Genomic DNA, 13,498 nt, shown 5'->3' on the forward strand with positions numbered 1-13,498 from the left:
GTGATTACGCCAGGTAGTCTTCCGGCCGGGGGATCTGTTCCTTCAGACCCTTGCGCCGGCGGATACCCTTGACCACTTCGTCGACGAGGCCTGAGGGGACGAGTTCGAACCCGGCGAACTCGGTGCTCCACATCGCGCGGCCTTCAGTGGCCGACCGGACGTCCCCGGCAAAACCGAAGAGCTCCGCGACCGGTGCCTTGCCGACGATCGTCATCGTGTCGCCGTCGCTCTGCATATCAAAGACCTGGCCGCGCCGGCCCTGGACCTGCGAGGTTGCCGCGCCCATCTGCTCGCTCGGGACCGTGATCTGGATCTTCTGGGTCGGTTCGAGGAGCGAGTCGCCGGCCATCAGTATGCCTGCCTTGACGGCGCTCCTGACCGCCGGGATGACCTGGGCGGGACCGCGGTGGATAGCGTCCTCGTGGAGTTTCACGTCCACCAGCCGGATCTTCAGGTTCTGGACCTGTTCGTCGGCGAGCGGGCCGCCGTGAAGCGCCTCGCGCCAGCCCTCGAGGACCAGTTCCATCGTCTCGTTCAGGTACTGGATACCCTTCGTCATGTCGATGAACATGTTGGTGCCCTCGATCGCCTTGACGTTCTTGGCCTCATCCTTGTCCATGCCGGCTGCCACCAGGGCGTCACGCCGCTCGACCGCCTGCTGGTTCATCGAGACCTCGCCGTCCTGGATCAGCTTCACGATCGCGGGGTCCATCGGCTCGAGTTCGATGTAGAACCGGTTGTGGCGGTTCGGCGATTTTCCTTCGACCGGGCCGGCACTGCCCGTGACCGTCTCGCGGTAGACGACGATCGGCGGGGAGGTGATGATATCGACGCCCTTGTCGCGCCTGATACGGCCGGTGATGATCTCGAGGTGGAGCTCGCCCATGCCGCTGATCAGGTGCTCGCCGGTCTCCTCGTTGATCGAGACCTGGACCGTCGGGTCTTCCTTTGCGACCTGGCGGAGAACCTCGACGAGTTTCGGGAGGTCCTTCATGCTCTTCGCTTCGACAGCGACGGTCATGACCGGCTCCGAGTAGTGCTTCAGCGACTCGAACGGAGTCATCTCAAGGAGCGTCGTGACGGTCGAACCGACGATGGCGTCCTTTAAGCCCGTCACGGCAGCGATGTTGCCGGCCGGGAGCGCGTCGACCTCGATCCGCTCGGCACCCATGAAGATACCGACCTGAGCGAGACGGTTCGCGCGCTTTGCCGCGCCCACGATGTAGCACTCGGTACCCCGGCGGAGCGTCCCCGAGAAGAGACGGCCGGTGGCGACCTCGCCCGCGTGCGGGTCGAAGGATATGTCGGTGACCATCATACAGACAGGCCCGTTCGGGTCACAGTTGACCATGGCCTTCCCCTCGGGGGTATTGTAGTCGCCGTGCCAGATGATGTGGATACGCCGGTCCTGGGCCTGGAGGGGGTTTGGCAGGTGCTTGACCACCATGTCGAGCAGGACTGCGTGGAGCGGGCTGTTCTTTGCCAGCCACTTCATGTCGCCGGCGTTGCACTTCTCAAAGACGTCCTTGAACGAGACATTGCTCTTCTTCATGAAGGGAACGGAGACGGCCCAGTTATATAGCGCGGAGCCGAAGGCGACGGTGCCCAGTGCGGCATCGAGCTTCCAGCCCTCGTTGTACATCTTCTCGTTCATGCCTCTGATCAGCTTGTTGACCTTGTCGATCACCTTCGCGAGGCGGATCTGCATCTCCTGCTCGTCCACCTTCAACTCGTTGACCAGCCGGTCGACCTTGTTGATGAAGAGAACCGGGCGGACACCCTCTTTGAGGGCCTGCCGGAGCACCGTCTCCGTCTGGGGCATGGTGCCTTCGACGGCGTCCACCACGACGACGGCGCCGTCGACCGCACGCATGGCACGGGTCACGTCACCGCCGAAGTCCACGTGGCCGGGGGTATCGATCATGTTGATCAGATACTCATCGCCGCCATACTCGTGGACCATCGAGACGTTGCTCGCATCGATGGTGATACCGCGTGCCTGTTCCTCCTCGTCGGAGTCCATGAAGAGCTGCCTGCCGGCGAGTTCCTCGCTGATCATGCCTGCGCCTGCAAGCAGGTTGTCCGAGAGGGTTGTCTTTCCGTGATCGATGTGGGCAACGATGCCGATGTTCCGGATCCGCTCCGGCTTGTCCATCAGCTCCGTCACCCGCTCTACCATCTTCTTTCGTCGGGTCATAGTTCACCAAAAAATAATGGGGTAGTGGGGTTTAACGGGCAGCCTTTGCAATACGTTCTCTCTCTTCTTTCTTCGAGACGGCGTAGGAGCGTGTATCACCGTTCGCGGCCGCGATCAGTTCCTCGGCAAGCGCCTCGCTCACACTCTTCTTCTTCTTGTGGCTCGCCTGCAGGACGCCGTCGGTGATGAACCGGAGAGCGGTATCGACACGGCGCTGGGGAGCGGTGTCGACCGACTTCGGGACGTTGATACCACCGTACTTCAGACGAACGGTCTCCTCGCGGGGCCCGGTGTTCGCGACTGCGTCCACCAGCACCTGGACCGGGTTCTTCTTCGTCTTCTTGTTGACGATCTCGAAGGCATCCCGGACGATGCGGATGGCAAGTTCCTTCTTGCCGGTGTTGTTCTCAGTCTGCATCAGTTTGTTGATCAGACGCTCGACGATCAGCATGTTGCTCTTGTTGAACTGCTGGCCGGCAAGCTTGCCGCAGGAGTGCGGCACGATCATCGTGTGCAGGTTCACGTAACGGGCAAGGCTCGGATCCTGGATCTCCACCTCGCTCATGTCCCAGCGGTTAAAAAGGAGCTGCGCCTGGGTTGCTGCCTCTGCTGCTTCTACCATTGCTTACTTACCTCCGCGGCTTCTCCTTGCGCCCGATGACCATTTCACTCAGGCTGACGTTATTGACCTTGGTCACGACAAACCGGACACCGGGGATATCACCCATTGACCGGCCCAGTCTGCCGCCGATGCCCTCGATCTCGACCTCGTCGTGTTCGTCGATGAAGTTGATGGCACCGTCGCCGACGGCGAATGCGGTCACCTGACGGCCGTTCTTGATCAGCTGCACGCGGACGCACTTCCTGATCGCAGAGTTCGGCTGCTTTGCCTCGACACCCACCTTCTCAAGAACGATCCCGCGGCCCTGCGGTGCTCCCTCAAGGGGGTCGGATTTCACATCGAGCCCGAGCTGACGCCGCGCGTAGACCGTGTCGTGCCACCGGTTGTCCTTTGCGTCGCGCTTCAGTTTTCGGGCTGCAAATTTACCATTTCCCATCGAATACCCTCGTATCGGTTGAATTTGTGGATAGGAGTAACTCCTGGTGTGCTATAAAGCAACGCGCGTTGCGGATTTATATATTGTGGAACCCGCCCGCGCGCCGATCTTTCGCCCTAGTTATTTGATCGTGAGCTGATATAATATTATATCCTGGCGGGCAACCTTCATTGATGATAACCCGGATATACAAGGAGGTTTTTTTCGAGGCGACCCATCGCCTGATCCACTATCAGGGGAAGTGTTTCCGATTGCACGGCCACCAGTGGCGGGTAGAGGTCTGGATCGAGGGGACGGCGGATGAGCGCACCGGGATCGTCCTTGACTACAACAGCATCAAAGAGGTCGTCGGGCGGTTCGATCACCAGGTGATCTTAAACGAAGACGACCCGATGGCGGCATGCATCGAGGAGTTCCACCCGGTCGTCACCACATCAGGAGACCCGACGAGCGAACTTCTTGCCGGCCTCATCGCAGATATGATCGATGCCGAGGCCGCACGGCAGGGACACGACGCCCGCGTCGCAAAGATCCGGGTCTGGGAGTCGACGTCCTGTTACGCAGAGCGTACCTATGTTCGTCAGTGAGATCTTCCGGAGCCTCCAGGGGGAGGGGAAGAACCAGGGCCGGCCCTGCACGTTCATCCGGCTTGCCGGGTGCAACCTCCGGTGCGCCTGGTGCGACACCTCGTATGCCTGGGAAGGCGGACGGGAGATGAGCGTCACCGAGGTCCTTGACCGGGTCTGGCTGCAGAACGGGAAACAGATCTGCATAACCGGCGGGGAACCGCTCCTGCAGTCCGCGGAGGTCCTCGAACTCCTCAAGAAGTTCAGCCTTCATGGCTATTCCGTCGAGATCGAGACGAACGGCACCCGCGACTTCCGCGATATGCAGCCGTATGCCTCCATCTGCATGGACGTGAAATGCCCCTCATCGGGTGAACGCAGCGACCTATCACTCCTCTCCCGCATCAGCCCACGCGACTGCGTCAAGTTCGTGGTGGCGGACGAGGACGACCTCCTCTACGCCCGGGCGGTGATGAGCCAGTGCGAGATCCGGGGCGAGGTCTTCATCTCGCCGGTGGAAGGGTCCGATTACCGCGCCATCGCGGACCACATCGTGAAAGAGAACCTCCCGGTGAGGTTTCAGGTGCAGCTCCACAAGATCCTGGGGGTGAAATGATGAGAGCGGTCTGCCTCCTCTCGGGCGGCATGGACTCCACCACGCTCGCCTACGTCGCAAAGGATATGGGCTACGATATCATCGCGCTCCACTTCACCTACGGCCAGCGCACAGAGGCAAAAGAGCGCGAGTGCGCCCGGACCATCGCCCGGATGCTTGACGCGGCGGAGTTCGTCGAGATCAGCCTTGAGCACTTCAAGAAGATCGGGGCGTCGAGCCTGACGGATACCTCGATCCCGGTCGAGGAGTACGGCGGCGAGGAGGAGGGGATGCCGAGCACCTACGTCCCGTTCCGCAACGCGAACCTCCTCGCCATCGCGACCAGCCTCGCGGAGGCCCGGCGGGCGGAGGCGATCTTCATAGGCGTCCAGACCGGAGACTACCCGGGGTATCCCGACTGCCGGCCGGAGTTCATCGAGGCGTTCCAGCGGGTGGTCGACATCGGCACGGCAGGAGACCCCCGGATCACCCTGATGACACCCTTCGTCCGGATGTCGAAGGTGGATATCATCAGAAAGGGCCTCGAACTCGGCGTCCCCTACGAGCATACCTGGTCCTGCTACCAGAATAACGACTTAGCGTGCGGAATCTGCTCCTCCTGCCACTACAGGAGGGAGGCATTTCGGGAACTCGGGCTCGAGGACCCGATCGCCTACGAGGAATAAACCCATGGAGATCTACAGAGGCAAACGGCTCACCGTCGAGAAGAGGGAGGTCACCCTCCCGGACGGAGAAAAGAAGGAGCGGGTGATCATCCATCCCGGCGGGGCGGTCGCAATCCTCCCGATCGAGGGGGATGACTGCTACCTCATCCGGCAGTACCGGTTCGCGATCGACGACTACATCTTCGAGGCTCCCGCGGGCACCATCGACGAGGGCGAGGAGCCGGACGAGACGGCGTATCGGGAACTGATCGAGGAGACCGGCATGAAGGCGGAGAGGTTCGTCCCGAAAGGCTGGATCTACCCCTCGCCCGGCTACACCGACGAGCGGATCTGGCTCTACCTCGCAGAGGGGCTCTCCCCCTGCTCCGACTACGGGATGGATGATGACGAGGTGATCGAGGTCGTCCGTACCCCGGTCGCGGACCTTGCAGCAATGATCGCGGACGGCAGGATCGTCGATGCAAAAACGATCTGCCTCATCTGCCGGTGCCTGCAGTGACGGGGCCATGCAGAGCGCGCGCGGGGAGAGCGCCGAATGTGCGCATATTTATGCTTTCCCCGGAGAAACACATAGTAGCTTCGACCAATGAACATTACTCAGATAGCTTGGTGAACTCCAATGGAAGAGACGCAAGAGATGGATACCGCGCGAAAGCGCTACGAATTTAAAAAGATGCTTGAGAGGCTTGCGGAGAAGGAGGGGAGCGGCACCGAGCTTATCACACTGTATATACCACCAGATAAGCAGATATACGACGTGACCGCCCAGCTCCGCGACGAGTTCGGGCAGTGCTCAAACATCAAGAGCAAACAGACCCGGACAAACGTCCAGAGTGCCATATCCTCCATCCTCTCCCGCCTCAAATACTATAAGCGCCCGCCGGAGCACGGCATAGCCGTCTTCTGCGGCACGATCAACGTCGGAGGCGACCGCACCGATCTCGATTGCGAGATCATCGAGCCGCCCGAGCCGCTCAACACCTACATGTACCGGTGCAGCTCCTCGTTCGAACTCGAACCGCTGCAGCAGATGCTCGGGGAGAAGGAGGTCTACGGCCTGATCGTCCTCGACCGGCGAGAGGCCTACGTCGGCTTTCTCCGGGGAAACCGGATCGAGCCGGTCCGCGGCGTCACCTCGACGGTCCCCGGCAAGCAGCGGAAAGGTGGACAGTCGAGCGTCCGTTTCCAGCGATTGCGGCTGATCGCCATCAACGAGTTCTACAAGAAGATCGGGGATCTCGCAAGCGAGGTCTTCCTCGCCGAGAAGGACTTCTTTGAGCGGTTCAAGGGCGTGCTGATCGGCGGCCCGACCCCCACGAAGGAGGAGTTCGAGGCGGGCGGCTACCTCCACCACGAACTCCAGAAGAGGATCATCGGGCTCTTCGATGTCTCCTACACGAACGAGTCCGGGCTTGCCGAACTCGTTGAGAACGCGTCGGATGCTCTAAAAGGCCTCGATATCATCAAGGAGAAGAACGTCATGAACCGGTTCCTCCAGGAACTGGTCAAAGACGAGAGTGCCGCCGCCTACGGTGAGGAGAGCGTCAGGAAGAACCTGGAACTCGGCGCCGTCGACACCCTCCTCCTCTCTGAGCGGCTCCGGAGAGCACGGGTGAAACTTGCCTGTCCGGGCAGCGACTACACGGAGGAGCGGACGATCAACATCGAGCCGGGCAAGCACATCAAGGACATCGACTTCGGCACCTGCCCAAACGACGGGGCCGCGCTCTACGTTACAGAAGAGTCCGATATCATAGACGAACTGACCGCGCTCGCGGACCAGAGCAGCACGACGGTCAAGATCATATCAGACGATTTCGAAGAAGGTTCAATGCTTTACAATGCGTTCGGCGGGATCGCAGCGATCCTGCGTTACAGGACCGGATACTGATGTTTCAGGAGAAGTACCACCAGATTGAGCGCATGCTCCGCGCATGCACCGGTGAAGAGGATGTCCTCCTCACAACAGGCGGTGATCACGCCGATATCGCCTCCACGATAGCGTTTAAACTTGCGAAGGTTGAGAAGCGGGCCCCCCAGAAGATCGCCGCCGATATCGCCGCGAACCTCCTGGCGAACCCCGATCTTGGCGATATCCGGGTCGAGGCCGCCGGCCCCTACATCAACTTCCGGTTCGGGCCGTCACTTCTCTCGGAAGCGGTCAGGGAGGCACTCGAGCCCGGCTACGGGAGCCTGCAGCGCCGGTCCGGGCGGGTCGTCCTCGAGCACACGAGCGCGAACCCGAACGGCCCTCTCCATGTCGGGCATATCCGGAACACCATCATCGGCGACACCCTTGCCCGGGCGTTCCGCAAGGCCGGAGACCCGCTTGAGGTGCAGTATTACTTAAACGACATGGGCCGCCAGATCGCCATCGTCTCGTGGGGATTCGATCACCTCGGCCTCGCCCGCGAGGAGGGTGAGAAGGAGGACCATTACGTCGCCCGGGTCTACATCGCGGCGAACCGGGAGATCGAGAAGAACCCCGCGATCACCGAAGAGATCAATCACCTCATGCAGAAGGTGGAGCGCGGGGATGCAGAGACCGTCGCAAAATTCCGCAGAGCCGTCTCCCTCTGTGCGGAAGGGATCAAGGCGACCCTGGCCGCCTTAAACGCCCACCACGACCGGTTCGTCTGGGAGAGCGATTTTGTCCGGATCGGCGACGTGGACCGGATATTCGAGCGGGTCCGGCGCCTGCCGCAGGTCCACGAGGACGAGACTCTCTGGGTCGACCTCTCGGAATGCGGCTTTGAGAAGAAGTACATTCTCCGGAGAAGCGACGGCACGTCGGTCTACAGCACCCGCGACCTCGCCTACCACACCTGGAAGGCGCGCAACTACGACCGGATGATCGACGTCCTCGGGGCGGACCACAAACTGATCGGGGCCCAGCTCCGCGCCACCCTCGAACTCCTCGGCGAGAAGCCGCCCGAGATCGTCTTCTTCGAGTTCGTCTCCCTCCCCGAGGGCTCCATGAGCACCCGGGCAGGCAAGTTCGTCTCGGCGGACGAACTGATCGAGGAGGTTGCCGCGAAGGCGTTCGAGGAGGTGACCGTCCGCCGTCCGGAACTCCCCGAGGAGGAGCGGTGCTCGATCGCAAAGTCGGTCGCCATCGCCGCCATCCGCTACGATATCGTGAAGGTCTCCCCCGAGAAGAGCACAGTCTTTAACTGGAAGGAGGCTCTCGACTTCGAGCGGCAGAGCGGGCCCTACATCCAGTACGCCCACGCCCGCGCCTGCAGCATCCTTGAGAAGGCAGGAGAGTTCGAGCGGGCCTACACGCTTGAGACCGAGCACGAGGTCGCGCTCGCCCGGCACCTTGCCCGGTTCCCGGTCGTCATCGAGCAGACCGTGCAGGAACTCCGCCCGCACCTCCTCGCCACCTATGCCCGCGAACTCGCGGACCTCTTCAACGCCTTCTACCACTACGACCCGGTCTTGAAGAGCGAGGGTGAGACCCGCAGCAGCCGGCTTACGCTCGTAGACGCGGTCAGGAACACCCTGAAGGAGTCTTTAGAGACGCTTGGTATCGATGCGCTCAGAAGCATGTAAGGCCTTAAAGAGGCAGGGCTACCAGTTCGTCAGCCCGGCCTCCTCTGCGGCCGTCAAACCCTGCATGTGGAACAAGCGGGCGCTCAGGGGCGGGGAGATGTGCTACAAGGCGCAGTTCTACGGCATCGAGAGCCACCGCTGCGTCCAGATGACCCCGACACTCAAGTGCAACCAGCACTGCCTCTTCTGCTGGCGGTCCTTCGAGCACGAGGTCGTGGAGGAGGAGGAGTGCCCGCCGGAGACGATCATCGCAAACCTCCGCCGCCTCCAGAAGAGAGCGCTCTCCGGCTACAAGGTCTCGCCCTACGTCGCGCCGGAGCGGTTCGCCGAGGCCCTCGCCCCCACGATGGTCGCGATATCCCTCTCGGGAGAGCCGACCTGCTACTCGCGCCTTGCGGAGTTCATCGACGGCCTCAACGCCGAGGGCTACACGACGTTCCTCGTCTCGAACGGGACCCGGCCGGACGTCCTCGACCGGTGCCGGCCTTACCAGGTCTACGTCTCGCTGGACGCCCCCGACCGTGAGACCTACCTCTCCCTCTGCCGGCCAAAGGAAGACTACTGGGAGCGGATCCAGGAGAGCCTCGCCGGGCTTGCCGGTCGGCGGTCGGCCATCCGGACCACCGTGGTCCGCGGTTACAACGACTTCTCCCCCGAGCGCTACGCGGCGATCTACCAGGACTCCGGGGCCCGGTTCGTGGAAGTAAAGGGTTATATGCATCTGGGGTACAGTAGGAATCGACTGCAGAGGGACCAGATGCCCGAACACAACGAGGTTCGGACGTTTGCCAGGGAAATAACTGAGCACTGCGACTATTTCATCAGGGATGAGAGCCCGGCAAGCCGGGTCGTCTGTCTGGAGCGAGACGTATGAGATTTGATGTGGAAGAGTTCAAAAAGAGAGCGAGAGAGGACTTCGAGCACGCCTGGCACGAAGGGCCGTCGGTCCTGACCCCGGCCGGGGTTGAGGAGCGATACCCCCGGCTGAAGTACACCCGGGCTACGGCGCACCCGATCTTCGAGATCACGCAGCGGCTCCGCGAGACCTACCTCTCGATGGGGTTCGACGAGGCGATGAACCCCGTCATCGTCGAGGAATCGGACATCTACCGGCAGTTCGGGCCTGAGGCAATGGCCGTCCTCGACCGGGTCTTCTACCTCGGCGGCCTGCCCCGCCCGAACGTCGGGATCGCACGAAAGCAGGTCGAGGAGATCGAGGCGATCCTCGGGCGGGCGGTCCCGGACGCGATCGAGGTGAAACTCCGCGAGACCCTCCACGGCTACAAGAAAGGGACGATCGACGGCGACGAACTGACGCACGAACTCGCCGCCGTCCTTGAGGCCGACGACGCGACCGTGGTGCATATCCTTGACGCGGTCTTCCCCGAATTCCGGGCGCTCGCACCCGAGTCGTCGCGAAACACCCTCCGCAGCCACATGACGAGCGGCTGGTTCCTGACGCTCTCCGCCCTCTGGGAGAAGCGCCACCTTCCGATAAGGCTCTTCTCGGTGGACCGGTGTTTCCGGCGGGAGCAGGAGGAAGGCCCCACCCGCCTGATGGCCTACCACTCGGCCTCCTGCGTCGTCGCGGGCGAGGACGTCACCCTCGAGGAAGGAAAAGCCGTCAGCGAGGCCCTCCTCTCGGCCTTCGGGTTTACGGAGTTCCGGTTCCAGCCCGACGAGAAGCGGTCGAAGTACTACATGCCCGAGACCCAGACGGAGGTCTACGCCCGCCACCCGGTCCTCGGCTGGGTCGAGGTCGCCACCTTCGGCATCTACTCGCCCTCGGCGCTCGCGGAGTACGGGATCGGCGTCCCGGTGATGAACCTCGGCCTCGGCGTGGAGCGGCTCGCGATGATCGCCTACCAGTCAAACGACATCCGCCAGCTCACCTACCCGCAGTTCCACCCGCGTGAGATATCCGACCGCGAGATCGCCGGCGCCGTCCACCTCCGCGAGGAGCCGAGAACCGCTGCCGGGAAGCGGATGGCGGAGGCGATCCGGGCTACGGCCGCCGAGCACGCTACGGCCCCGGGACCGTGCGCTTTTGCCGCGTGGAAGGGTGAGATCGCAGGCAGAGAGGTGGAGGTGATCGTCGAGGAGCCCGAGTCCAACACGAAACTCTGCGGCCCGGCCTGCTTTAACGAGGTCTATGTCCACAACGGCTCGGTCCTCGGGGTGCCCGACATCGAGAAGTGGGCGGCCGTCCGGAAGGATGGTTCCCCCACCGGCATCACCTACCTCGACGCGGTAGCAAGCCTCGCCGCCGCCCGGATCGAGGAGGCGGCCCGGTGCGGGGAGGAAGCCCATGTCCAGGTGAAGATGTCGAAACTCCCCTCCGACGTCAACCTCCGGATCGAGGAGTACGCGATGCGGTATGTCACCGACCACAACAAAAAGGTGGACCTCCGGGGACCGGTCTTCCTGACGGTCAGGTCCGTCGTCACCCCGGAGCCACCGACTCAATAAGCCTCTTCTCACGTCCGGGCTTTCCTTTTTTTTCGCTCGCACCGCCCTTTTCACCCCCGATACACCTTCGGAGCAGGGGCAGTACATCCCGCTGGGAGACCAGGTTGAAGCGGGCCCGGCTCGGGGCGAGGCCGACCTTGATCGAGTAGGCGTCCGGCGGCATCGCCTCGAAGAGGTCTTCGTCGGTCCGGTCGTCACCGATCGCAAGGACAAAGTCCCAGGCCTGACCTGTGATCCAGTTCAGTGCCGCCCTCCCTTTGTTGACGACGTTGTTCTTGATCTCGATCACCTTGTTCCCCTCCATGACGCCGACGTTGAGGTTGGAGGTCAGGTGCAGGAGGTCGTCTTTGAGGTCTTTTGCCCGCTGTGCGCCGAGCAGCGGCTCGGTCCTCCGGTAGTGCCAGACGAGGGAGTAGTCCTTCTCCTCGATGAAGGCTCCGGGTGTGCGGTCCGTGTAGAGTTCAAGGAGCGGGTAGATCTCTCCTTTCCAGTCATCCGAGAGCGCTTCAGGCATCCGCCACTCCCCAGAACGCTCCTTCACCCAGACGCCGTGCTCGGCGATGAGCCCGATATCCATAGCCCCGAACCAGGCGTCCAGCGTGTACCGGTCCCTGCCGCTGATCACCACCACCTCGTTCTCCGGTCTTTTGGAGAGGGAATCGAGCACCTCCCGGGTGGCGTCGCCGGGGACGGCTTTCTGCGGTTTTGCAGCAAAGGGGACCAGGGTACCGTCATAATCAAGGAGGAGGAGCCGGTTCTTGCCGGCAGCGTAGTCCGCAACCAGCTCATCCCGGATGCCGGGGGTGATGACCTGCTCGGAGCGCTCGACCTGGACCGCCCGGGCATCCCCTAAACGGGTGAGGAAGTCCCCGACCCAGTGCTCGATGTCGTAACGCATCAGCCGCTTCTGCATCGCCCGGTTCCGCTCGATCTGCTCCTTCTCCGGCATGGCAAGCGCCGCCTCGATCGCCTCGATCACCGCGTCCTGGTCGTTTGGGTTGACGATGATCGCTTCACCGAGTTCTTCCGCCGCTCCCGCCATCTCCGAGAGGATGAGCACCCCGGTCCCGTCGGTCCTTGTGGCGAGATACTCTTTCGCCATCAGGTTCATGCCGTCCCGGAGCGGCGTCACCAGGGCGACGTCGGCGGCGCTGTAGAACGCCACCAGCGTCTCGAACGGGAGGAAGTTGTAGAAGTAACTGACCGGGGTCCAGTCGGTCGTCCCGTACTTCCCGTTGATCCGGCCGACGAGTTCGTCGATCCGCTTCTTTAACGCCCGGTAACTGTTGACGCTCGTCCGGGACGGGACCGCGACGACGACAAGGGAGACCTTCCCGCGGTACTCCGGCTTCTTGTCGAGGAGCGCATCGAAGGCCTCGAGCCGGAGCGGGATTCCCTTCGTGTAGTCCAGGCGGTCGAACGAGAGGATAATCTTTCGTTTCCCGTACTTATGCCTGATCTGGGCGATCTCCTTCTGGACAGGGGTGCTGCCCGCCGAGTCGGCGAACCGATGGTAATCGATCCCCATGGGGAAGAGGTCGGTCCGCACCATCCGGGTGCCGGTCCGGACCTCCCCGAAGGAATGCTCGTGCCCGAGAAGCCTCCGGACGCTGGAGAGGAAGTGACGGACGTATCCGTAGGTGTGAAACCCGATGAGGTCCGCCCCAAGAAGGCCGGAGAGGATCTCTTTCCTCCAGGGCAGATGCCGGAAGACCTCAAATGACGGGAAGGGGATGTGATGAAAGTAGCCGATCTCCGCATCGGGCAGGCGTTCCCGGAGCATCTGCGGCAGGAGCATCAGGTGGTAGTCGTGCACCCAGATGACGTCGTCGGGCCGGGCCACCTCCATGACGGCGTCGCAGAACTTCTCGTTCACCCGCTGGTAGACCTGCCAGGTCTTGGGGTTGTAGTCGGCAAAGAGGTTGAAGTAGTGGAGAAGCGGCCAGAGGGTGTTGTTGCAGAACCCGTCGTAGTAGTGCTTGATGTCGTACGGGGAGAGAAAGACCGGGTGGCACTGCTCCTGCCGGAGCAGATCGACGATCCTGTCCCTCTCTTCTTCCTGCTTCTTCTGGACGTTCATACCAGGCCAGCCGACCCAGAGGCTCTCGTAAGACTTGTAAAAGGAGCCGACTCCGGTCGCAAGACCGCCAGCGCTCCGTTGCAGGTGGAGGTCGCCGTTCTTGCGGGAGATGCTGATCGGAAGCCTGTTTGAGACTATCAATAACCGGTTCATAGTTTGACCCTGTTCATATCGGAGGGAATGATCAGCACCCAAAGATTCTCAACCAAAATTAAGGTTTTGGCCAAATCTCAAAAAATTGCAGATATCAGGCTCCAGGCGAACAGCACCTCTCCCCGGCGTGCCCGGCGCC

12 protein-coding genes are annotated in these 13,498 nt (G+C 62.1%); 8 read left to right on the forward strand and 4 right to left on the reverse strand.

The annotated features are described in order from the left end of the window. Window positions 1–4 precede the first annotated feature (4 nt). Genes QZ650_RS06485 through QZ650_RS06495 form a run of 3 tightly spaced genes read right to left on the reverse strand, consistent with a single transcriptional unit; the run spans window position 5 to window position 3,255 of the window. On the reverse strand, window positions 5–2,197 hold the full coding sequence (locus tag QZ650_RS06485; protein WP_292518530.1) for an elongation factor EF-2: 2,193 nt from the start codon (window positions 2,195–2,197) through the stop codon (window positions 5–7). A gap of 31 nt (window positions 2,198–2,228) precedes the next feature. Continuing rightward, a complete protein-coding gene (locus tag QZ650_RS06490; protein ID WP_292518528.1) occupies window positions 2,229–2,819 on the reverse strand; it encodes a 30S ribosomal protein S7 in 591 nt (196 codons plus the stop codon). A gap of 7 nt (window positions 2,820–2,826) precedes the next feature. Next, a complete protein-coding gene (locus QZ650_RS06495) occupies window positions 2,827–3,255 on the reverse strand; it encodes a 30S ribosomal protein S12 (protein WP_292518526.1) in 429 nt (142 codons plus the stop codon). 173 nt (window positions 3,256–3,428) lie between these two features. Here QZ650_RS06495 and QZ650_RS06500 point away from each other — a divergent pair, with 173 nt between their 5' ends. The 8 genes from QZ650_RS06500 (at window position 3,429) to sepS (ending at window position 11,126) form a co-directional block, all read left to right on the forward strand. Continuing rightward, window positions 3,429–3,842, forward strand: a complete 414-nt coding sequence (locus QZ650_RS06500) for a 6-carboxytetrahydropterin synthase (protein ID WP_292518524.1) — start codon at window positions 3,429–3,431, stop codon at window positions 3,840–3,842. Further along, window positions 3,829–4,437: a radical SAM protein gene (locus tag QZ650_RS06505; RefSeq protein WP_292518522.1), complete on the forward strand. Its 609-nt coding sequence runs from the start codon at window positions 3,829–3,831 to the stop codon at window positions 4,435–4,437. The genes QZ650_RS06500 and QZ650_RS06505 overlap by 14 nt, the downstream gene beginning before the upstream one ends. After that, on the forward strand, window positions 4,437–5,102 hold the full coding sequence (gene queC, locus QZ650_RS06510) for a 7-cyano-7-deazaguanine synthase QueC (RefSeq protein ID WP_292518634.1): 666 nt from the start codon (window positions 4,437–4,439) through the stop codon (window positions 5,100–5,102). The genes QZ650_RS06505 and queC overlap by 1 nt, the downstream gene beginning before the upstream one ends. A gap of 4 nt (window positions 5,103–5,106) precedes the next feature. Then, entirely contained in the window at window positions 5,107–5,601 is a 495-nt protein-coding gene (locus tag QZ650_RS06515; RefSeq protein WP_292518521.1) for an NUDIX hydrolase, read from the forward strand. A gap of 120 nt (window positions 5,602–5,721) precedes the next feature. After that, window positions 5,722–6,993 (forward strand): peptide chain release factor aRF-1, encoded by a 1,272-nt coding sequence (gene prf1 / locus QZ650_RS06520; RefSeq protein WP_292518519.1) that lies wholly within the window; start codon window positions 5,722–5,724, stop codon window positions 6,991–6,993. Continuing rightward, window positions 6,993–8,657 (forward strand): arginine--tRNA ligase, encoded by a 1,665-nt coding sequence (gene argS / locus QZ650_RS06525; protein WP_292518517.1) that lies wholly within the window; start codon window positions 6,993–6,995, stop codon window positions 8,655–8,657. Before prf1 ends, argS begins: the two co-directional genes overlap by 1 nt. After that, entirely contained in the window at window positions 8,638–9,531 is an 894-nt protein-coding gene (twy1, locus tag QZ650_RS06530; RefSeq protein WP_292518515.1) for a 4-demethylwyosine synthase TYW1, read from the forward strand. The genes argS and twy1 overlap by 20 nt, the downstream gene beginning before the upstream one ends. After that, window positions 9,528–11,126 carry an O-phosphoserine--tRNA ligase gene (gene sepS / locus QZ650_RS06535; RefSeq protein WP_292518513.1) on the forward strand — a complete coding sequence of 533 codons (1,599 nt, stop codon included), beginning with the start codon at window positions 9,528–9,530 and terminating at the stop codon, window positions 11,124–11,126. Before twy1 ends, sepS begins: the two co-directional genes overlap by 4 nt. On the opposite strand, the gene QZ650_RS06540 is transcribed toward sepS, so the two are convergent. Then, the gene (locus QZ650_RS06540; RefSeq protein ID WP_292518511.1) at window positions 11,101–13,347 is read right to left on the reverse strand and encodes a bifunctional alpha,alpha-trehalose-phosphate synthase (UDP-forming)/trehalose-phosphatase; all 2,247 of its coding nucleotides are present in this window, start codon (window positions 13,345–13,347) and stop codon (window positions 11,101–11,103) included. The two genes, sepS and QZ650_RS06540, sit on opposite strands and share 26 nt — an antisense overlap. Window positions 13,348–13,498 lie beyond the last annotated feature (151 nt).

Source organism: Methanoculleus sp., from assembly GCF_020696975.1.
In the GTDB taxonomy this organism is placed as follows: Archaea; Halobacteriota; Methanomicrobia; order Methanomicrobiales; family Methanoculleaceae; genus Methanoculleus.

Coding starts and splice junctions, on each gene's coding strand:
- QZ650_RS06495 (WP_292518526.1), bottom strand. CDS start 3,255: ATGGGAAATGGTAAATTTGCAGCCCGAAAACTGAAGCGCGACGCAAAG.
- prf1 (WP_292518519.1), top strand. CDS start 5,722: ATGGAAGAGACGCAAGAGATGGATACCGCGCGAAAGCGCTACGAATTT.
- sepS (WP_292518513.1), top strand. CDS start 9,528: ATGAGATTTGATGTGGAAGAGTTCAAAAAGAGAGCGAGAGAGGACTTC.
- QZ650_RS06500 (WP_292518524.1), top strand. CDS start 3,429: ATGATAACCCGGATATACAAGGAGGTTTTTTTCGAGGCGACCCATCGC.
- QZ650_RS06490 (WP_292518528.1), bottom strand. CDS start 2,819: ATGGTAGAAGCAGCAGAGGCAGCAACCCAGGCGCAGCTCCTTTTTAAC.
- QZ650_RS06485 (WP_292518530.1), bottom strand. CDS start 2,197: ATGACCCGACGAAAGAAGATGGTAGAGCGGGTGACGGAGCTGATGGAC.
- queC (WP_292518634.1), top strand. CDS start 4,437: ATGAGAGCGGTCTGCCTCCTCTCGGGCGGCATGGACTCCACCACGCTC.
- QZ650_RS06505 (WP_292518522.1), top strand. CDS start 3,829: ATGTTCGTCAGTGAGATCTTCCGGAGCCTCCAGGGGGAGGGGAAGAAC.
- twy1 (WP_292518515.1), top strand. CDS start 8,638: ATGCGCTCAGAAGCATGTAAGGCCTTAAAGAGGCAGGGCTACCAGTTC.
- argS (WP_292518517.1), top strand. CDS start 6,993: ATGTTTCAGGAGAAGTACCACCAGATTGAGCGCATGCTCCGCGCATGC.
- QZ650_RS06515 (WP_292518521.1), top strand. CDS start 5,107: ATGGAGATCTACAGAGGCAAACGGCTCACCGTCGAGAAGAGGGAGGTC.